The sequence below is a fragment of the Variovorax sp. DXTD-1 genome (assembly GCF_003984625.1).
Lineage (GTDB): Bacteria > Pseudomonadota > Gammaproteobacteria > Burkholderiales > Burkholderiaceae_C > Variovorax.
Genome location: NZ_RWKH01000016.1, coordinates 77940 through 97309, shown reverse-complemented (window position 1 = coordinate 97309; position 19370 = coordinate 77940). Strand labels below are relative to the sequence as shown.

General features: G+C 68.3%; 20 protein-coding genes. 12 read left to right on the top strand and 8 right to left on the bottom strand.

The window, feature by feature from the left end:
* Positions 1 to 67: 67 nt before the first annotated feature.
* Positions 68 to 1516 carry a pyruvate kinase gene (pyk, locus tag EJI00_RS16410; RefSeq protein WP_126748562.1) on the top strand — a complete coding sequence of 483 codons (1449 nt, stop codon included), beginning with the start codon at positions 68 to 70 and terminating at the stop codon, positions 1514 to 1516.
* 6 nt (positions 1517 to 1522) lie between these two features.
* Here the strand turns inward: pyk and EJI00_RS16405 are convergent, their stop codons facing one another.
* Positions 1523 to 2539 carry a 1-aminocyclopropane-1-carboxylate deaminase gene (locus EJI00_RS16405; protein ID WP_126748561.1) on the bottom strand — a complete coding sequence of 339 codons (1017 nt, stop codon included), beginning with the start codon at positions 2537 to 2539 and terminating at the stop codon, positions 1523 to 1525.
* Between the two features lie 135 nt (positions 2540 to 2674).
* Here EJI00_RS16405 and EJI00_RS16400 point away from each other — a divergent pair, with 135 nt between their 5' ends.
* The 3 genes from EJI00_RS16400 to EJI00_RS16390 all read left to right on the top strand — a co-directional run bounded on the left by EJI00_RS16400 (position 2675) and on the right by EJI00_RS16390 (position 5396).
* Positions 2675 to 3184: an Lrp/AsnC family transcriptional regulator gene (locus EJI00_RS16400; RefSeq protein WP_126748560.1), complete on the top strand. Its 510-nt coding sequence runs from the start codon at positions 2675 to 2677 to the stop codon at positions 3182 to 3184.
* Positions 3185 to 3319: 135 nt separating this feature from the next.
* On the top strand, positions 3320 to 4384 hold the full coding sequence (gene fba, locus EJI00_RS16395) for a class II fructose-bisphosphate aldolase (protein ID WP_126748559.1): 1065 nt from the start codon (positions 3320 to 3322) through the stop codon (positions 4382 to 4384).
* Positions 4385 to 4490: 106 nt separating this feature from the next.
* Entirely contained in the window at positions 4491 to 5396 is a 906-nt protein-coding gene (locus EJI00_RS16390; protein WP_126748558.1) for a phosphoribosylaminoimidazolesuccinocarboxamide synthase, read from the top strand.
* 122 nt (positions 5397 to 5518) lie between these two features.
* Here EJI00_RS16390 and EJI00_RS16385 read toward each other — a convergent pair whose 3' ends face one another.
* The 4 genes from EJI00_RS16385 to EJI00_RS16370 form a co-directional block, all read right to left on the bottom strand.
* Positions 5519 to 5971, bottom strand: a complete 453-nt coding sequence (locus EJI00_RS16385; protein ID WP_126748557.1) for an META domain-containing protein — start codon at positions 5969 to 5971, stop codon at positions 5519 to 5521.
* A gap of 65 nt (positions 5972 to 6036) precedes the next feature.
* Positions 6037 to 7335: a type II toxin-antitoxin system HipA family toxin gene (locus tag EJI00_RS16380; protein ID WP_126748600.1), complete on the bottom strand. Its 1299-nt coding sequence runs from the start codon at positions 7333 to 7335 to the stop codon at positions 6037 to 6039.
* Between the two features lie 41 nt (positions 7336 to 7376).
* On the bottom strand, positions 7377 to 7685 hold the full coding sequence (locus tag EJI00_RS16375; protein ID WP_126748556.1) for a helix-turn-helix domain-containing protein: 309 nt from the start codon (positions 7683 to 7685) through the stop codon (positions 7377 to 7379).
* Between the two features lie 125 nt (positions 7686 to 7810).
* Positions 7811 to 8734 (bottom strand): tetratricopeptide repeat protein, encoded by a 924-nt coding sequence (locus EJI00_RS16370; RefSeq protein ID WP_126748555.1) that lies wholly within the window; start codon positions 8732 to 8734, stop codon positions 7811 to 7813.
* Between the two features lie 36 nt (positions 8735 to 8770).
* On the opposite strand from EJI00_RS16370, the gene purE reads away from it, so the two are divergent.
* The 3 genes from purE to EJI00_RS16355 are packed head-to-tail and all read left to right on the top strand — an operon-like array spanning position 8771 to position 11510.
* Positions 8771 to 9322 carry a 5-(carboxyamino)imidazole ribonucleotide mutase gene (gene purE / locus EJI00_RS16365; RefSeq protein ID WP_126748554.1) on the top strand — a complete coding sequence of 184 codons (552 nt, stop codon included), beginning with the start codon at positions 8771 to 8773 and terminating at the stop codon, positions 9320 to 9322.
* A complete protein-coding gene (locus EJI00_RS16360) occupies positions 9319 to 10512 on the top strand; it encodes a 5-(carboxyamino)imidazole ribonucleotide synthase (RefSeq protein ID WP_126748553.1) in 1194 nt (397 codons plus the stop codon). The genes purE and EJI00_RS16360 overlap by 4 nt, the downstream gene beginning before the upstream one ends.
* Positions 10509 to 11510: an L-threonylcarbamoyladenylate synthase gene (locus EJI00_RS16355; RefSeq protein WP_126748552.1), complete on the top strand. Its 1002-nt coding sequence runs from the start codon at positions 10509 to 10511 to the stop codon at positions 11508 to 11510. Before EJI00_RS16360 ends, EJI00_RS16355 begins: the two co-directional genes overlap by 4 nt.
* Before the next feature lie 113 nt (positions 11511 to 11623).
* Here the strand turns inward: EJI00_RS16355 and EJI00_RS16350 are convergent, their stop codons facing one another.
* From EJI00_RS16350 to EJI00_RS16340, 3 genes are all read right to left on the bottom strand, one after another.
* Positions 11624 to 13189, bottom strand: coding sequence for an alpha/beta hydrolase family protein (locus tag EJI00_RS16350; RefSeq protein ID WP_126748599.1), 1566 nt, complete (start codon positions 13187 to 13189; stop codon positions 11624 to 11626).
* A 159-nt stretch (positions 13190 to 13348) separates the two neighbouring features.
* Positions 13349 to 14779: a D-alanyl-D-alanine carboxypeptidase/D-alanyl-D-alanine-endopeptidase gene (gene dacB / locus EJI00_RS16345; protein ID WP_126748551.1), complete on the bottom strand. Its 1431-nt coding sequence runs from the start codon at positions 14777 to 14779 to the stop codon at positions 13349 to 13351.
* Positions 14780 to 14786: 7 nt separating this feature from the next.
* Positions 14787 to 15374 (bottom strand): GDP-mannose pyrophosphatase, encoded by a 588-nt coding sequence (locus EJI00_RS16340; RefSeq protein ID WP_126748550.1) that lies wholly within the window; start codon positions 15372 to 15374, stop codon positions 14787 to 14789.
* 79 nt (positions 15375 to 15453) lie between these two features.
* Between EJI00_RS16340 and EJI00_RS16335 the strand changes: the two genes are divergently transcribed.
* The 5 genes from EJI00_RS16335 to EJI00_RS16315 are packed head-to-tail and all read left to right on the top strand — an operon-like array spanning position 15454 to position 19341.
* Positions 15454 to 16218, top strand: coding sequence for a DeoR/GlpR family DNA-binding transcription regulator (locus tag EJI00_RS16335; protein WP_126748549.1), 765 nt, complete (start codon positions 15454 to 15456; stop codon positions 16216 to 16218).
* Between the two features lie 47 nt (positions 16219 to 16265).
* Positions 16266 to 17282: a DMT family transporter gene (locus EJI00_RS16330; protein ID WP_126748548.1), complete on the top strand. Its 1017-nt coding sequence runs from the start codon at positions 16266 to 16268 to the stop codon at positions 17280 to 17282.
* Positions 17275 to 17994, top strand: a complete 720-nt coding sequence (gene tsaB, locus EJI00_RS16325) for a tRNA (adenosine(37)-N6)-threonylcarbamoyltransferase complex dimerization subunit type 1 TsaB (protein WP_126748547.1) — start codon at positions 17275 to 17277, stop codon at positions 17992 to 17994. The genes EJI00_RS16330 and tsaB overlap by 8 nt, the downstream gene beginning before the upstream one ends.
* 7 nt (positions 17995 to 18001) lie before the next feature.
* Entirely contained in the window at positions 18002 to 18544 is a 543-nt protein-coding gene (gene rimI / locus EJI00_RS16320; protein WP_126748546.1) for a ribosomal protein S18-alanine N-acetyltransferase, read from the top strand.
* Positions 18541 to 19341, top strand: coding sequence for a uracil-DNA glycosylase (locus EJI00_RS16315; protein ID WP_126748545.1), 801 nt, complete (start codon positions 18541 to 18543; stop codon positions 19339 to 19341). The genes rimI and EJI00_RS16315 overlap by 4 nt, the downstream gene beginning before the upstream one ends.
* The last annotated feature ends 29 nt before the right edge of the window (positions 19342 to 19370 follow it).

Genomic DNA, 19370 nt, shown 5'->3' with positions numbered 1-19370 from the left:
GCGGTGCCCGCTTCCTGTTGTCACACAAACTGTATACAGTAGCGGATACAAAATGGAGACAAGCTCAATGATCACGGATCGCCTTCCCCGCCACGCCACCAAGATCGTCGCCACGCTCGGCCCGGCTTCCAATACGCCCGAGCTGCTGGAACAGATGATCCTGAACAAGGTCAGCGTGGTGCGGCTCAATTTCAGCCACGGCACGGCGCAAGACCACATCGATCGCGCCGCCATGGTGCGAGAGGCGGCGCGCAAGATCGGCCGCGAGGTGGCGATCATGGCCGACCTGCAGGGCCCCAAGATCCGCGTCGGCAAGTTCGCGCAGGGCAAGGTCTGGCTCGAGCCGGGCGCCAAGTTCGTGCTGGACGCCTCGCGCACCGAGCCGGGCGACGCCGATGCCGTCGGCCTCGACTACAAGGACCTGCCGCGCGACGTGCGTCCCGGCGACAGGCTGCTGCTGAACGACGGCCTCATCGTGCTCACGGTCGACGCCGTGCGCGGCGAGGCGGTGCACACCACCGTCAAGCTGGGCGGCGAGCTCTCCAACAACAAAGGCATCAACAAGCAGGGCGGCGGCCTCACGGCGCCGGCGCTCACCGCCAAGGACATGGAAGACATCAAGACCGCGATGAGCTTCCAGGCCGACTACGTGGCGGTGAGCTTCCCGAAGAACGCCACCGACATGGAAATGGCGCGCCAGCTGTGCAATGTGGCCGCGGCCGAGTACGGGCACAAGCCCGGGCTCATCGCCAAGATCGAGCGCGCGGAAGCCATTCCCAAGCTGGAAGAAATCCTGCGTGCGAGCGACGGCATCATGGTGGCGCGCGGCGACCTGGCGGTTGAAGTCGGCAACGCCGCCGTGCCCGCGCTGCAGAAAAAAATGATCCGCATGGCGCGCGACATGGACAAGGTGGTGATCACCGCGACCCAGATGATGGAGTCGATGATCACCAACCCCGTGCCCACGCGCGCCGAGGTGAGCGACGTGGCCAACGCCGTGCTCGACGGCACCGACGCGGTGATGCTCTCGGCCGAGACCGCCTCGGGCCGCTACCCGCTCGAAACCGTGCAGGAGATGAGCCGCATCTGCGAAGCCGCCGAAGCGGCCGAAGACAAGACGCTCGACGCCGACTTCAGCGGCAAGACCTACAGCCGCATCGACCAGTCGATTGCCATGGGCGCACTGTTCACGGCGCACCACCTGGGCGCCAAGGCGATCGTGGCGCTCACCGAGTCGGGCTCCACGCCGCTGTGGATGAGCCGCCACCGCGCGCACATTCCGATGTACGCGCTGACCTCGCGCCTTGCCACGCAACGCCGAATGGCGCTCTACCGCAACGTGCGACCGCTGCTGATGGATTCGGAAAGCGACCGCGACACCGCGCTCGAGCAGGCCGAAGCCCATCTGAAGAAGCGCGGCATCGTGCAGACCGGCGACGTCTACGCGATTACCTGCGGCGAGCCGATGGGTGCCCCCGGCGGCACCAACATGCTCAAGATCTGCAGGGCCAGCTGAGCCCGCTCAGCCGTTCCTGAACAGGAAGCTGTAAGCGTTCAGCGCAGGCACGCCGCCCAGGTGCGCGTACAGCACCTTCGAACCCGCCGGGAATTCGCCCAGCCGCACCTTCTCGATCATTCCATGCATCGATTTGCCCTCGTACACAGGGTCGGTCAGCATGCCTTCGAGCCGCGCGCAGAGGCGAATCGCTTCCAGCGTGCCTTCGTTGGGCAACCCGTATTCGGGGCCGCCGAAGCGGCGGTCGAGCACCACGTCCTTGTCGGTGATGTCGCGGCCCAGCTCGACCAGCTCGGCCGTGCCCTTGGCAATGCGCACGATCTGCTCGAAGGTCTGCTGCGGCTTGGCCGAGGCGTCGATGCCGATCACGCGGTCGGCGCGACCGTCGGCTGCAAAGCCCACCACCATGCCGGCCTGCGTGCTGCCCGTGACCGAGCAGGTCACGATGTAGTCGAACTTGAAGCCCAGCTCGGCTTCCTGCTGCCGCACTTCTTCAGCGAAGCCCACGAATCCCAGGCCGCCGCGCGGATGCTCCGAGCACCCGGCCGGAATCGGAAAGGGCTTGCCGCCGCCCTTGCGGACGTCGTTCATGGCCTCTTCCCAGCTCTTGCGAATGCCGATGTCGAAGCCCGCGGCGTCGAGCCGCACGTCGGCACCCATGATGCGTGACATCTCGATGTTGCCGACCCGGTCGTACACCGCGTCGGAATAGTTGACCCAGTTCTCCTGCACCAGCACGCACTTCAGGCCGAGGTGCGCGGCCACGGCCGCCACTTGCCGTGTCTGGTTCGATTGGATGCCGCCGATCGACACCAGCGTGTCGTACCCGCCTTCGAGCGCCTCGGGAATCAGGTACTCGAGCTTGCGCGTCTTGTTGCCGCCGAAGGCCAGGCCGCTGTTGCAGTCCTCGCGCTTGGCGTAGAGCTCGACCTCGCCGCCCAAGTGGGCGCTCAGGCGCTTGAGCGGGTGAATCGGCGTGGGGCCGAAGGTGAGTGCGTGGCGGGGAAATTTCTTGAGGTTCATCGGTGCTGCTCCAGAAAAAGGATGCATCGATGGTAGGAAGAAGCCGCCGAAACGTGCTTGCAAACTTCAGTGGAATTGCGGCGCAAAAAAAGAGAAGATCAGGGAATCTGAGATTTTTGATTCGCCAGGACAAGGATGAGCACAACAAAGTTGCATGCCGCGCCGGCACGGGCGACCGAGCCTGCCGCAGAGCTCGACCGCACCGATCGCGCGATTCTTCGGGCCCTTCAGCGTGACGCCTCGGTGTCGAACGTGGCGCTGGCCGCCAAGGTCAACCTCAGCGCGCCGGCTTGCCTGCGCCGCGTGGAACGCCTCAAGGCCGCGGGGCTCATCAAGGGCATCGTGGCGCTGCTCGATGCCGACGCGCTCGAGCTCGGCATGCTGGTGATGATCGGCGTGGTGCTCGACCGCTCCACGCCCGACTCCTTCGCCGACTTCGAAAAGGCCGCGCAAAAGGTGTCGGGCTGCCTCGAATGCCACGTGGTCACGGGCGAGTTCGACTACTTCATGCTCGTGCGCACGCGCGACAACGACAGTTTCAACCGGCTGCATGCGGAGCAGCTGCTGTACCTGCCGGGCGTGCGGCAGATCCGGACTTTCGTGGTGCTCAAGCAGGTGCTGTCAACCACGCAACTGCCGATCTAGGGGCGCGCGCCGCAGCCCGGCCCGTTCCCCTGAGGTACCTGTCAGTGCCGTCCCACAAGGGGGCTCGATAGAATTGCGGCAGTTTTCTCCTGTCTTTCCGCCTTCTTTTCCCCCTATTTCCGCGAGGTATTTCCCATGGCACTCGTCTCGATGCGCGAACTGCTGGACCACGCAGCCGCCAACGGCTACGGCATTCCGGCCTTCAACGTCAACAACCTCGAACAGGTCCAAGCCGTGATGGAGGCCGCCAAGGAAACCGGCGCGCCCGTCATCCTGCAAGCCAGCGCCGGTGCCCGCAAATACGCCGGTGAAGCCTTCATCAAGCACCTGATCCAGGCCGCGATCGAGCAGTACCCGAACATTCCGCTGGTGATGCACCAGGACCACGGCCAGAGCCCCGACGTCTGCAAGGGCGCCATCGACCTGGGCTTCAGCTCGGTGATGATGGACGGCTCGCTGGAAGCCGACGGCAAGACCATTGCCAGCTACGACTACAACGTGGACGTCACCAAGAAGGTGTCGGACATGGCCCACCGCCTGGGTGTGACCGTCGAAGGCGAGCTCGGCTGCCTGGGCTCGCTCGAAACCATGAAGGGCGACAAGGAAGACGGCCACGGCACCGACGACACCATGACGCGCGAACAGCTGCTCACCGATCCCGAGCAGGCCGCCGACTTCGTCAAGCGCACCCAGATCGACGCGCTGGCCATCGCCATCGGCACCAGCCACGGCGCCTACAAGTTCACGCGCGAGCCCACCGGTGACATCCTGGCGATCGACCGCATCAAGGAAATCCACCGCCGCATTCCCAACACCCACCTGGTGATGCACGGCTCGTCGAGCGTGCCGCAGGAGCTGCTGGCCATCATTCGCCAGTACGGCGGCAACATGAAGGAAACCTACGGCGTGCCTGTGAAGGAAATCCAGGAAGCCATCAAGCACGGCGTGCGCAAGATCAACATCGACACCGACATCCGGCTGGCCATGACCGGCGCGGTGCGCAAGTTCCTGGCCGAGAACCCCGATAAGTTCGACGCCCGCGAATGGCTCAAGCCCGCGCGCGAAGCCGCCAAGCAGATCTGCAAGCAGCGCTACATCGAGTTCGGCTGCGAAGGCCAGGGCGCCAAGATCAAGGGCGAGACGCTGCAAGTGGTCGCCGCCAAGTACGCCAAGGGCGAGCTCGCGCAAGAAGTGGTCTGAAGAAGAAGAAAGTTTTTCCGCGATTCGCAGGCCACCGTTCGCGGTGGCTTTTTTCTGCGCGCACAATCCGGTTTCCCCGTCACCCGTTTCCGCACAGCATCGCCCCATGACCACCGTCCACACCTCCTCCATCCAGAGCCTGCCCCTGCTTGCGCGCGGCAAGGTGCGCGACAACTACGCCGTCGGCGAAGACCGCATCCTGATGGTCGCGAGCGACCGGCTCAGCGCCTTCGACGTGATCATGGGCGAGCCGATTCCGGGCAAGGGCGAAATCCTCACGCAAATGGCGCTGTGGTGGTTCGAACGGCTTGGCCAGCTGTGCCCCAACCATTTGACCGGCGAGGCGCCCGAAAGCGTGGTCACGGCCGAAGAAGTGCCGCAGGTCACCGGCCGATCGATGCTGGTCAAGCGCCTGACGCCGATTCCGGTCGAGGCGGTGGTGCGCGGCTACCTGGCCGGCAGCGGCTGGAAGGAATACCAGGAAAGCCGCTCCGTGTGCGGCGTGCCGCTGCCCGAAGGGCTCACCAACGCGAGCAAGCTGCCGCGCCCGATCTTCACGCCCGCCGCCAAGGCCGCGGCCGGCGAGCACGACGAGAACATCAGCTACGACCGCGTGGTCGAGATCGTCGGCCCCAAGCTGGCGCAGCAGATTCGCGAGACCAGCCTCGAGATCTACGAAACCGCCGCGCAGATCGCTCTCACCAAGGGAATGATCATTGCCGACACCAAGTTCGAGTTTGGCCTGGACGAAGCCGGCACGCTGGTGCTGATGGACGAAGTGCTCACGCCCGACAGCTCGCGCTACTGGCCGGTCGAGGGCTACCAGGCCGCGCTGGCCGCCGGCACCAATCCGCCGAGCTACGACAAGCAATTCGTGCGCGACTGGCTCGAGGCCACCAAGATCAACGGCAAGCCCTGGGACAAGACGCCGCCCGCGCCGCGCCTGCCGGCCGAAGTGATCGAGAAGACCGCGGCCAAGTACCGTGAGGCGCTGGAGCGCCTCACCGGCTGAAGTAGTTGGCCCCCCGGCTTTTCACTTCGCTTCGCTGCGTGTAATTCGCCACCCCCGAGGGGGTGGCGTGGCCCGCCTTGGGGCGGCCCGGCGGCGGCCGCATTGGCCTCTCGAGGGCGGCCTCAGCGGCTGGCCGAGTTCAGCGTTGCCACCGTCCGCCCGCTCGCGTCGAGCAACGCGAGCCGTCCCGGGCCGGCCAACCGATAGGTGGCGGCGGCCTGCAGCGCCGAGATGAACTGCGCTTCGTTGGCGCCGCGCACCGGGTCGGCGCAGGCCATGCGGGTAGAGGCCAGTTGGCCGATGCGCAGCGTGCTGCCGCTGCGCGTGAACGAACCCGACACGCGGTTGCAGCCGCCCGATCCGCTGACGCGGCCGCTGCTGCGGTCGAACTGGATCTGCGCGTCGCTGCCGGGCGCCACGGGCTCGTTGCCCAGCTGCACGAGGCGCCACACCGGGCCCTCGATCGGTTCGTCGAGGCTGATGCCGCTGCCGCAACCGGACAGCGCGGCCCCGAGGATGACGGTCGCTAAAACGGGGAGCGCGAGGCGTGCGCTGTGGCGGGCGAGGAAACTCATGGCCGGTTTTTCCTTCTTCTCAATTGCAACAAGTTGAATCGCCCGCAATCGTATTCGACGCCGGCCTAGCTCGCCAATGCCGTACCGCCTGCCAGACGTGCGCGAACGCAGGTCCGCACGCTGGCCGGCGTGGCCGGGTCGTCGAGCAGCGCGGGCCATTCGGCCTGTGCCTGGCGCACGGTGTCGCGCGCGATGGCCATGAGCCGGGAGGGCCGCAGCAGCCCGGCCGCGCGCAGCAGCGCTTCGAGCGCTGGCCAGTCGAAGGCGCGCAGGCGCGCATCGATGGCGCGGTTGACCGCGTAGTCGACCGCCAGCACGTCTTCGAAGAAAGCCGCCACGCACACCGGGTCGTAGAGCGGCGCCAGCACCGGCGCCACGCCGTCGGGATAGCGCAATGCCCAGTTCTTCAGGTGGGCGTCGCTGTTGCCCAGCAGGATGAAGGCCACGATGCGCCGCACGCATTCGCGCACGTCGGCCACCGGGTTGGGCGACAGCCGGTCCAGCACGCGCAGCATGGCGGGCCAGTCGACGTGGAGCCCGCGGCCGTACTTCTGGCGCGGCTCGTACTGCAGCACCTGCGCGAATTCCTCCATGTGGATGCGGCCGCCGTCGGCCGTGCGGTCGAAGCGGCGCACGGCCAGAATCTGCCCGAACGGCACCTGCTCGGGCAGGTCGGCATCGGTGCGTTCGATCACGCTGGCCTCGGCGCAGTCGAGGCCCAGCGCACCGCACAGGCGATAGCCGGTGTATTCGTTGGCCACCAGGTCGGGGTGGCGCGTGGTCGGCAGCTTGAGAATGAATGAGCCGGCCGCACCATGGCGCCGCACCACGTAGCGCCGGCCGTCCTGCACGGCGGAGAACTTGGTCACCACGCCTGGAATGGCGGCCGCGTCTTCCACCGGCAGTTCGACGAAGCCGGGTTCGAGCACGTCGAGCCCCAGCGCGGTGTGCCAGTGCCTGACCGTGTCGGGAATGCCTTCGGCCGTGGGCACGGGCTCGACCTCGAGCGCGCCCATCAGGTCGTGGCCGGCGGCGGCCAAGAGCTCGAATTCGTCGTCCGCGCTGCAGCCGCGCTGCAAGGCCAGGCGCTCACGGTTGTGGCCTTCGGGCAGCAGGTTCTGAAAATAGCTCGGCCAGTGGCCATCGCTGCGCGACACCCGGGCGTCGCGGGCCGACGCCAGGATGGCCCGGGTAGCGGCCTCGTCGGCACCCCGGTAGGCCAACGAGAGCGTGGGGCGTGCCGAATCGGCGATGTAGGCCTCGTCGAACGACACGCGAAGAATGTCGCCGTACTGCGAGAGATAGCCGATGGCGCGCCGCGCGCCCGCGGCCTGTGCCTGTCCGCCGGGCGCATGCAGGTACATCCGCAGGTAGCGGATGCCGGTGTTGAACGCGGCGCGGGTGCTCACCGGCCTTCGTCAGCCAGGCTTTGTGCAATGGAGGGCGGTGCGCCTGCGCCTGCCGGCTGGCCAAGCAGCCGGCCACCCGATCGCACGAAGTCCTCCAGTTGCGGGCGCAGTGCGGCGGGCACCGTCATGAGCTCGAGCCCCAGCACGCGCGCCATTTCGAGCAGCGTTGAAAGCCGTGGATCGATCTGGCCGCTTTCGATGCGCTGCACCGTCATGCGCGAAAGGCCGGCTTGGGTTGCCAGGGCCTCCTGGCTCAGGCTGGCCGCCTTGCGGGCTTTTTCGAGTTCTTCGGTGAGTTGGATCATTGGCGTACGCTTTTATGTCGAATTGAGTAGTAATGATATCTATACGACGCCAAGCAAGGCAATAAAAAAGCGACTACCAAGTCGCTTTTTTATAAAATTGCTCATTGCAATGAGCAATTACTCGCTCAACTCAACACCACGCTGCTGAGCCGGCGGCGATACGTGGCCACCAGCGGATCGTCCGGCGGAATCTGCCCGTCGGCCACTTTCACCTTCGGCGGCTCGATCAGATCGAGGATCGCGATGTAGGTCTTGCGCGCGAGTTCTTCGTTCCAGCTCTTGTCGCGCATCAGGATCTCGAGCAGTTCGTCCATGGCGTCGGTCCAGCGCTGCTCGGCCATCAGCAGGCGGGCGCGGCCGAAACGGGCGTCGAAGTCGCGCTTGCCGGCGGCGATCTTGGCGTCGAAGTCAGCCAATGAGGGCGCGGCTCCGGAGGCCGCCGGCGCCGCAAAATCGATGGCGTCCATCCAGCGCTGCAGCGAATCGAAGCGGCGCACCAGCGTCGTCTTGGCGATGACCGGGGCAAACGCCACCTTGGCGTCGTCGATGCGGCCCTGCTGCAGCAGCAGCTTGATGTAGTCGAAGCGCGCATCGTCGTTGGCCGGGTCGGTGGCCACCGCATGCTGCAGCCGCTCGAGCGCGCCTTCGGTGTCGCCCTCGGCCAGCGCTTCCTGGGCCGCGGCTTCCTCGGAGGCGGCCTCGACCTCTTCGGCGCCGGGCACGTGCTTGTCCAGGAATTCGCGGATCTTGTCGGCCGGAATGGCGCCGACGAAGCCGTCGACCGGCTGGCCGTCCTTGAACATCACGCAGAACGGAATGCTGCGCACGCCGAACATCTCCGACAGCTGCGACGAAATCTGCGGCACCTTGTCGGCGTCGAGCTTGGCCAGCGTGAAGCGGCCGGCGTACTCGGTTTCGAGCTTTTCGAGCACCGGGCCGAGCTGTTTGCACGGGCCGCACCATTCGGCCCAGATGTCCAGCAGCACCGGCGTGGCGACCGAGCCTTCGATCAGTTCGGCCTGAAAATTTTCGAGAGTGATGTCGATCATCGGAACCAGCTGGGGGTGAAACGTAAAATTGAAACCATGAACGAAACCATTCAGGTCGGTGTAGTGATGGGCTCGAGCTCCGATTGGGAGACGATGCGCAACGCGGTCGAGATTCTCCAGCAATTCGGAATCAAGCACGAAGCGAAGGTGGTCTCGGCCCACCGGATGCCCGATGCGCTCTTCGCGTACGCTGAAAGCGCCGCCGGGCGCGGGCTCACCGCCATCATCGCGGGCGCGGGCGGCGCGGCCCACCTGCCGGGCATGCTGGCCTCCAAGACCACCGTGCCGGTGCTGGGCGTGCCGGTGGCCAGCCGTCACCTGCAGGGGGTCGATTCGCTCTACAGCATCGTGCAGATGCCCAAGGGCGTTCCGGTGGCAACCTTTGCCATCGGCAACGCGGGCGCCGCCAATGCGGCCCTTTTCGCGGTGGCGATGCTGGCGGTGAACGATCCGGCGCTGCGCGCCCGGCTCGACGCCTTCCGCACCGCGCAAACCACCGCGGCCGAGGCCATGACGCTGCCGCCGCCTCCCGCGGCGGAGGCGGGCGGCGTTTCGCCTTTTTCGCCGCAAGGCGGGGGTGCACTGTGAGCAAGAACGACCTTCCCATTCTTCCGGGCGCCACGCTCGGCGTGCTCGGCGGCGGCCAGCTGGGCCGCATGTTCGCCCACGCCGCCCAGCGCATGGGCTATTTCACGGCGGTGCTCGACCCCGACGCCGACAGCCCGGCCGGCCGCGTGAGCCATCACCACATCCATACCGACTACGCCGACGTGGATGGCCTGGCACGGCTCGCGGGCCTGGCAGACGCGGTGACCACCGAGTTCGAGAACGTGCCCGCGCCGTCGCTGGACAAGCTGTCCGTCGCCCGGCCGGTGGCACCCGACGCGGCCGCCATTGCCATCGCGCAGGACCGCATTGCCGAAAAGGCCCATTTCACGCGCTGCGGCGTGGCCTGCGCGCCGTACGCCGTCATCGAGACGGCGGCGCAACTGGCCGCGGGTGAGGACGGGCTGCTGCCCGGCATTCTCAAGACCGCCCGCCTCGGCTACGACGGCAAGGGCCAGCAGCGCGTGTCGACGCGCGCCGAGCTGATCGATGCCTGGCAGGCTGCGGGCTGCGTGCCGTGCGTGCTCGAAAAGTTGTTGCCGCTCGAGTTCGAATGCTCGGTGATCGTGGCGCGCGGCCGCGACGGGCAGATCGTGCACTTTCCGCCCCAGCGCAACCTGCACCGGGGCGGCATCCTGGCCGTGACCGAGGTGCATGCGCAGAACATGCCCAAGACCGTGGCGCAGGCCGCCATCAACTCGGCAAAGAGCATTGCCACCGGGCTGAACTACGTGGGCGTGCTGTGCGTCGAGTTCTTCGTGCTGACCGACGGCTCGCTGGTGGTGAACGAAATGGCGCCGCGGCCGCACAACAGCGGCCACTACACCATGGAAGCCTGCGACGTGTCGCAGTTCGAACTGCAGGTGCGCACCCTGGCGGGCCTGCCGCTGGCCGCGCCGCGCCAGCACAGCCCGGCGATCATGCTGAACCTGCTGGGCGACCTGTGGTTCACCGCCGAGGGCGGCGACAAGCCGGCGGCGCCGCGCTGGAGCGACGTGCTCGCGCTGCCCGGCGCGCACCTGCACCTCTACGGCAAGGTCGAACCGCGACGCGGCCGCAAGATGGGCCACATCACCTTCACCGGCGCCACGCTCGAAAGCGTGCGCGCCGCGGCATCGCAAGCCGCCACCCTGCTCGGCCTGCCGGCGCTCACGGCGGCCGACTTCGCATGATTCTCGACGGCCAGTCTCCCCAGGCGATTGCCGAGGCCGCGCGCGTGCTGCGCGCGGGCGGCCTGGTCGCGTTCCCGACCGAAACCGTCTATGGCCTGGGCGCCGATGCCACCAGCGACATGGCGGTGGCCGGCATCTTCAAGGCCAAGGGGAGGCCTTCGGACCATCCGCTCATCGTTCACGTGGCGGCCGGCATCAAGGGCACCGAGGCTCTGTCGCGCTTTGCGCAGCCGCTTCCCCCGTTTGCGCAAAAGCTGGTGCAGGCCTTCTGGCCCGGCCCGCTCACGCTGATCGTCACCCGCCAGCCCGGCGTTGCGGCCGCGGCGGCCGGCGGGCAGGACACCATCGGCTTGCGCTGCCCCTCGCATCCGGTGGCGCAGGCACTTCTCGAGGCCTGCGCCGAGCAGGGCGTGCCCGGCCTTGCGGGGCCCAGCGCCAACCGCTTCGGCCGCGTGAGCCCGACCACGGCGCAGCATGTGTTCGACGAATTCGGCGATTCGCTGCCGGTGGTCGACGGCGGCGCCTGCGAGGTGGGCATCGAGTCGACCATCATCGACTGCAGCCGCGGCGCGCCCGTGCTGCTGCGGCCGGGCCTGATCACACGTGCGCAGGTCGAGGCCGCGCTGGGCGAGCGCCTGAGCGACCGCGAGGTGCTCGAAACGCCCGATCCGCGCGCCCCCGGCACGCTGGAGGCGCACTACGCCCCCAATGCCAAGCTGCGGTTGATGGATGCCAAGGCCATTCAGACCGGGCTCGACGTGCTCGGCGCCGGCGCCGCGAACATCGCGGTGTGGACGCGCACCGGAGTGCGCAGCCATTCGCAGCGCGTGCTGCAGCGGCGCATGCCCGACGACGCCGCGGCCAGCGCGCACCAGCTGTTCGCGGTGCTGCGCGAGTTCGACGCGCAGGGCGTCAAGCTGATCTGGGTGGAAACGCCGCCGGACATGCCCGAATGGGAAGGCGTGCGCGACCGCCTTCAACGCGCGTCGATGGGCTAACCCCCAGTCTTCGCGCACTTCGTGTCGCAACGCCAACCCCCTTGCAGGGGGCAACACCAGCGGCCCGGCGAAGCCGGTTCCGCGGTGTTTCTGGAAGAAGCCCCAAGCCCCCGCTAGCCGCCGGCGGCCAGCACGCCCTGGAAGAAGCCGCGCGCCGAAGCCAGGCAGAACGGCGGCGCCAGCGTGCCGTGATAGGCCAGGGTGACCGCCCGCGCCTTGTCGGCGTCACTGCCCGGACTGTTCTGCGCCAGGGTGCTCTTGGCCTGCGCAAAGCCGGCCCGGGCGGCGGAATAGGCGTCGGTGGTGGCGTTGTCTTCCAGGTCGATCACGGTCAGCGCGGCGGCGGGGATGCCCCGGGCGCGGAAGTAGCCGGCGGTGGCGCGGGTGCTCAGGAAGTTGACGGTCGGGTCGTTGGCGCCGCCGCACATGAGCACCGGCCGGGTCGGCAGCCAGTTGCGCAGGTCGTTGGCGCGCGCCGCCTTTCTGAAGCCCACGGCCGGCCGGCAGTCGAGCGGCGAAGTCGTGCTGAATGAACCCTCCGTGGGAGGCAGCGCATTGCCGGGGCAGGGGTTCGCCTGGATGTCGCTGGCCGCCTGCGTCAGGTAGCTCTGGCGGATCAGGTTGTTGGCGCCATAGAAGATCGACAGGTCGGGGCTCACCGGTCCTGGCGTGGCGCCCGCCGGAAAGAGCGCGAGCTGCGGCAGCTTTCCATTCGCGAAAAGCGTGGCGATGGGCGTCAGGCTCGGCAGCAGGGTGTCGATGCCCGCGGCGTACCGCGATTCGTAAATGTCGCTGGTGCTGCCGTAGACGTCGCCGAACTGCTGCTGCCAGCTGGCCGAAAGCAGCGGCACGAAGAGCGTGCTGCCCAGCGCCGGCCAGCCCTGGAAGGTGTAGTCCGCCAGCAGCCCGATGGCCGACGGGGCCGAGAGCGGCGCCGACGCCGTTACCGCCTTGCCCGTGGCCTGCATCTCGCGGTGCGCCGCCATGGCCACGTAGCCGCCCTGCGAATAGCCGGTGATCAGCAGCGAGCCCGCATCGGTCGCGTTGATGCCCGCGAAGGTCTTGCGCGCCGCGGTGAGCGCATCGACCATGTCCTTGCCTTGCTGGTCGCCGTTCAGGTACGGGTGATAGGGCAGCGTCGACTTGTCGTAGCCCGCGTAGTTGGGGGCCACCACGATGTAGCCCTGCGCCGCGAACATGGCGGCAACCAAGAGGCCTTCGCCGGCCGCCGGCTGGCCGGCTTCGGTCCACTTGGCGATGTTGAAGTTGCGCGCGGCGGTAGTGCCGTGGGCATACAAGACCACCGGCCGCGCGCCGTTGCAGGCCACGTCCGCGCCGGAGGGCACCATGACCGCGGCCGTGGCGTTGGTGGCTTCGTTCTTGCCGCCGATGGTGCGGTATTCGAGATAGCGCGTCTCGATGCCGCACTTGGGCGTGCCGGTCACCTGAAGCAGCGCCCTGCCCGAAGCATCGGCCTCGAGCAGCGACCTGAACTGGTCGGCGGTCAACTTCGACGCCTGCTCGGGCGGGTCCGTCACGACGGAGCCTCGGCCCGTGTCTGCCGTGGGTGGCGGAAGCCCGATCCCGATGCCGCCTCCGCCACCACCGCCTCCTCCGCCGCAGGCCGCGAGCAGCAGCGCGGCGCCGGCGAGTGCCGCCGATGCCGCCCCTTTTTGCATCGAGAGGCGGGAAGGTTGTTGCGGTGTCTTCAAGGCGTATCTCCTGTGTTGCACGGGTATCGAATCGAACGGGCGTCCGATTCTGTGCAGCGCCCCTGCCGCGCGCAAGCGGCTATCACCTACAGAAGTTTTCTGTACACAGTGCGGCTGGCCAGGCGCCTAGTTGTCCTGGTATGCCCAGTCGACCAGCGCATCGAACGCCGCGCGCGCCGCACCCGCGTTCTCGCCGTTGGCAATGGCCACCAGCACGTAGCGCCGCCCGCTCGCGCCATGCACGTAGCCGGCCACGCCCGAAGAGTCGCGCAGCGTGCCGGTCTTCAGGTGCGCCGCGCCGCCCGAGCGCAGCGCGCGCCGCCTGAGCGTGCCGTCCACGCCCGAGGCGGGCAGCGACGACACCAGCTCCGGCATGACCGGCGAGCGCCACGCCACCTGCAGCATCTTGCCGAGCGCCGCGGCGCTGATGCGCTCTTCGCGCGACAGGCCCGAGCCGTTGTCGAACACCGGCTGCCCCTCGCCCGTGCCGATGCGGTCGCGCCACCATTGGCCCAGCGCGTTGCGCGAAGCCTCGAACGTGCCGCGGTTCTTTTGCGTGAGGCCGAGCGTGAGGAACACCTGCTGCGCCATCACGTTGTTGCTGTACTTGTTGATGTCGCGGATCACCTCCGCCAGCGGGGGCGAGCCGAACTCGAACACCGGCTTCAGGCCCGGCGGCACCCGGCCGTCGCGCATCTGCCCGCCGACGCGGCCGCCCATCTCGGCCCACATGCCGCCAATGGCGCGCAGGCCGTAGGTGCGCGGGTCGGCATAGGCCACGGCCCAGCTCTTCTCGCCGCAGGCCGCCGGAAGGGTGCCGTTGAAGCGGATGCGGTTCGGGTCGCTGAAGTCTGGCCTGATCGCCGTGCGCCAGTCGCCGCATTCGCCGGGCGCGAGCGCAATCGTGGGCTGCATGGAGACGCTGGCGAGCGGGGGCTCGTAGTTGATGCGCGCCAACTGCCCGCCGCGCTCGGGCGTGAAGGTCATGTTGACCGACTTGAAGTTGACCAGCAGCGCGTCGGGCGAAGCGTTGTAGGGCCGCAGCGGCTCGCCGTCGAAGGCGGCCGGGTCGTTCTCGGCCGTGTTTTCGAAAGTGCTGCGGTCGAGCACGATGTCGCCGCCCACGGTGGTAATGCCCAGGCCCTGCACGCGGCGCAGCAGCAGCCACACGCGTTCGAGCACCAGCTTGGGGTCGCCCTGGCCCTTGATGTAGAGGTTGCCGTTGAGCACGCCGTTGCTCACCGTGCCGTCGACGTAGACCGGCGTGTTCCAGCTGTAGGCCGGGCCGAGCAGGTCGAGCGCCGCGTAGGTGGTCACCACCTTCATGATCGACGCCGGGTTCACCGGCACCTGCGAGCGCCACGCCAGGCGCGGCGGGCGCAGGCCTTCGGCGTCGGCCACCAGCATGGTCACCGAATCGCGCGGCACCTTGGCGCGCGCGAGGGCGGTCTCTACTTCGGTCGGAAAGGCTTGCTGCGCGTGGGCGCCGGAGGCGAAAAGCGTGACGAGGGACAGCGCACAGACGGGCTGGAGGAAGGAGAGACGAGGAAGAACCATCGGCCGATTATCTCGGCGGAAAAACATGCAGCTGCGCGTGGTACAGCAGCATGACGGTCTTGGCATCGGCAATGCGCCCGTCCGCCACCATGGCCAGCGCCTCGTCGATGCCGAGTTCGAGCACCTCGATGTCCTCGCCCTCGTCGGCCAGACCGCCGCCATTGCCCACGCGCATCGAAGGCTCGTACTCGGCGATGAAGAAGTGCAGCTTCTCGGTCACCGAGCCCGGGCTCATGAAGGTCTCGAAGATCTTCTGAACCGCGCCGAGCCGGTAGCCCAGTTCTTCTTCCACCTCGGCGCGAATGCGCTCCTCGGGCGCCGCGTTGTCCAGCAGGCCGGCGGCCGCTTCGATCAGCAGGTCGTCGTGGCCGTTGACGAAGGCGGGGTAGCGGAACTGCCGCGTCAGCAGCACCGTGCGCTGCGCCCGGTTGTAGGGCAGCAGCGTGGCGCCGTTGCCCCGGTCGTAGGTTTCGCGGTGCATGCGCTGCCATTTGCCGTCATTGCGGCGCCAGTCGAAGGCGGTGGTCTTCAGCGTGTACCAGTTGTCGGAAAGCAGGGTGGCTTCGTGCACCCGGACGCGGTCTTGAAGGGTCATGGCGCAAAGCATATGCGGGAATTCGTGCAAAAACAAGAAAATTCGTGCAATCTGCGGCTTGGCCGGATACGATCGCCCGATGCTCACCCGCCAGCGCAAGCAACACATCCTCTCGGTCCTCCAGCGCGATGGCAACGTCGTCGCCAAGTCGCTCAGCGAGGAACTCGCGCTGTCCGAAGACACCATCCGCCGCGACCTGCGCGAGCTTGCCGCCGAGGGCCTGCTGCAGCGCGTGCACGGCGGGGCGCTGCCGCTTGCCAGGGCCGAAGCCGACTTCGCAGGCCGCCTGCAGCTCGCAACCGCGGAGAAGGTGGCCATCGGCCGAGCCGCCGCACGCATGGTGCAGCCAGGGCAGGTGGTGTTCATCGACGGCGGCACCACGGCCGTTCAGATGGCGCGGCACCTGCCCGAAAGCCTGCGTGCCACCGTGGTGACGCACAGCCCCTCGGTGGCGGTCGAGCTGGCTGGCCACGCCGCCGTCGAGGTGGTGCTGATCGGCGGGCGGCTGTTCAGGCATTCGATGGTGGCGGTGGGCGCCGCGGCCATGGACGCCATCTCGCGCATCCATGCCGACACCTTCTTCATGGGCGTGACCGGCGTGCAGGCCGAGGCCGGGCTGACGACCGGCGATGACGAGGAGGCCGCGATCAAGCGCGCGCTCATGGCGGCGGCGGCCGAGACGGTGGTGCTGGCCTCTTCGGAAAAAATCGGCGCCGCTTCGGCCTGGGTGATCAACCCGGTTTCGGCCGCCGCCCATCTGCTGGTGTCGCCCGAGGCGCCGGGCTCGGCGCTGGCGGCGCTGCGCAAGGCGGGGCTGGCCGTCTTGCGCAGCGACGGCGGCTGATTCGCCCCTGGCCGGCGGGGCGGCGGCGAGCCCTCGATAATCGGGGGATGCCTGCCACGCCCCGTTTTTCGCCCCGCACGCTCGGCATCGGCGCGGCCGCGGTCACCGTGCTGGTCTGGACCGCCTTCATCGTCATCGCCCGCGCCTCGGCCGGCCGTTCTCTCACGCCTTTCGACCTGGCCCTGGCGCGCATCTGCGGCGCCAGCATGGTGCTGGTTCCATGGGGTGCGTGGCTGGTCATGAAGAGCCGCCGCGAGCAACAGGGTGGCACGGCCTCGTCGCTGTTCGGGCTTTCGCCTCTTTCTCTGCGCGTCACCGCCACCGCCGGCGTCTTCGGCGGCCTGGCCTACGCCATGCTTGCGTACAGCGGCTTCTTCTTTGCGCCCGCCGGCCATGCCGCGGTGCTGATGCCGGGCAGCCTGCCGCTGTGGACCACGCTGCTGGCCGCCCTGGTGCTGCGCGACCGAATCACGCCGGGCCGGGCCTTCGGCTTGGCGCTGATCGTTGCCGGCGACCTCATGGTCGGCGGGCGCAGCCTGCTGCACGCCTTCGAGGGCGGCGAGGTCTGGAAGGGCGACCTGCTCTTCATGGGCGCGGCCTTCTGCTGGGCCTGCTACAGCGTGGTGGCACGCCGCCACGGGCTCGACGCGGTGCGCGCGACCATCGCCATTACCGTGTTTGCGCTGCTGACCTACGTGCCTGTGTACAGCCTGCTGGTGGCGGGCGGCGCGGTCGTGAGCCACATCGGCACCGCGCCCTGGGGCGAGGTGGCGTTCCAGATGCTGTTCCAGGGCGTCGGCTCGGTGGTGATCTCGGGCATTACCTTCACGAAAATGATCCAGTACTTCGGGCCAGTGCGCAGCACCATGATCACGGCATTGGTGCCCGGCCTCTCGGCCTTCGGCGCGGTGATCTGGCTCGACGAGCCGCTGTACTGGAACCTGATTGCCGGCCTGCTGCTGGTGACCGCCGGCATCCTTTTCGGCGTGCAGAAAGCAGCCGCGGGCCGCGCGGCCGCAAGGCCCGCGATGCCGGCCGCCGCCATGGGACGCCGCGATGCATAAGCTCCTGGCCTTCGACACCAGCACCGAGCACCTGTCGGTCGCGGTACGCCACGGCGAGCGCCTGTTCACGCACAGCGGCGCGGGCGGCGCGCAGGCGTCGAGCACGTTGATCCCGCTCATCCTGCAACTGCTGGCCGAGGCCGGGCTCGAACTGGCCGCACTCGACGCCATCGCCTTCGGCCGCGGCCCGGGTTCCTTCACGGGCTTGCGTACCGCCTGCTCGGTGGCGCAGGGGCTGGCTTTCGGCTCCGGCGTGCGGTTGCTGCCGGTCGACACGCTGCTGGCCGTGGCCGAGGAAGCGCGCCACGCCTTCGGCGCCCACCAGGTGGTTGCGGTGCTCGACGCGCGCATGGACCAGCTGTATGCTGCCCGCTACGACTTCGAAGGCGGGGGCGAACTCGGTGCGTTGCAAGGCAGCAATGACGATGAGCCGCTGCTGCTGGCCCCCGAGGCGCTCGAAGTGCCCGCCGGCTGGTCGCTCGCCGGCAACGCCTTTGCCGCCTACGGCCCGCGCCTGGCGCCCGCCGCGGCGCGCCACGAGGTGCTGCCGACCGCCACGGCCATGCTCCGGCTCGCGCCGGCGCTGCTGGCCGCCGGACGCACTGTGGATGCAGCACATGCCTGGCCGCTGTATGTTCGCGATAAAGTGGCGCAAACCACGGAAGAGCGTGCCGCCATCAAGGCGGCCGCGGTTGCGACTTCACCAGTGTGACCCACCCATGAGTGCCGTTCTCCAGCCCGTCGAAGCCCGACTCGAACCGCTCACCATCGAGCGGCTCGAGGCTGTGTGCGCGGTGGAGCAGACGGCCTACAGCCATCCCTGGACGCGCGGGAATTTCATCGATTCCATGGCCGTTGGCTACCACTGCCAATGCCTGCTCGCGCCGGTGTCGCTGCCGAACCTGGCCACGCCCGTCACCAGCCTCGGCGAAACGCTGATCGGCTACTACGTCGCCATGAAAGGCGTCGACGAGGTGCATCTGCTCAACATCACCGTGGCGCCGGCTTTCCAGCGCCAGGGCTGGGCGCCGTTGATGCTCGAGGCGCTGACCGGGTGGTCGCGCGGCGAAGGCGCGCAATGGCTGTGGCTCGAGGTGCGCGAAAGCAACCAGCGCGCGCTCGACATCTATGTGCGCCAGGGTTTCCGCAGCGTCGGCGTGCGCAAGGGCTACTACCCGGCGCATGAGGGCAGGCGCGAAGACGCCGTGGTCATGAGCCTGAGATTGAACGAAACAGGCTCCGCCTGGGGAGCCTTGCGATGAGTGCGGTACAGACACTGAAGCTCGATGCGCGCCAGCGCGCGATGCTCGACGAAATGGGCGTGAAGGTCTGGTGGCCGATGCCCGAAGCCGTCGAGGCGGCCCCTGTCGCTGCAGAGGCGGTGATGCCGGAGCCACCGCCTGTCGACGAGCGCGAGCCGTACGCCGCCGAAACACCGGTGGCGCGCGTTGATCCGCCCGCCCATGCACCGGCCGCACGCCCCGCCGTGGCGCAACCGCCCGTGGCGCGGCCCGCAGCCGCAGCACCGCTTGCCCACGGCGCCGCCGTGCTGGTCGAAACGCCCCGCCGCCTTTACGCCGACGCCGGAACCGGACCGGCTCAAGGCGGCTGGCTGGTCGTGGCCGACATGCCGCCCGAGGCCGACGGCCGCCACGGCGAGCCCTTTGCGGGCGACGCCGGCAAGCTGCTCGACAACATGCTGCGCGCCCTCAAGCTGCACGACGGCAGGACGCCGGTGCACCTGATGCGCACGCACCGCGGCGTGGCCGCCGGCCAGCCCGGCAGCCCACGTCCCATGACCGAGGCCTTCGAGGAACATGCCGCCGCGCTGGCGCCCAGCATGGTGCTCGCCATGGGGCCGCTGGCTGCCCAAAGCCTGATGCAAAGCACCGATCCGCTCGGCAAGCTGCGTGGCTGCGCCATGCCGTTGCACTCGGTCAACGGCGTGCCGGTGGTCGCCACCTACCATCCGGCGTATCTGCTGCGAAACCCCGCCGACAAGGCGCGCGCCTGGGCCGACCTGTGCCTGGCGGCCGACCAGCAAACGCCATCGAATTAAGCGGCGGCCCGGGGGTCCTTAAAATCGGG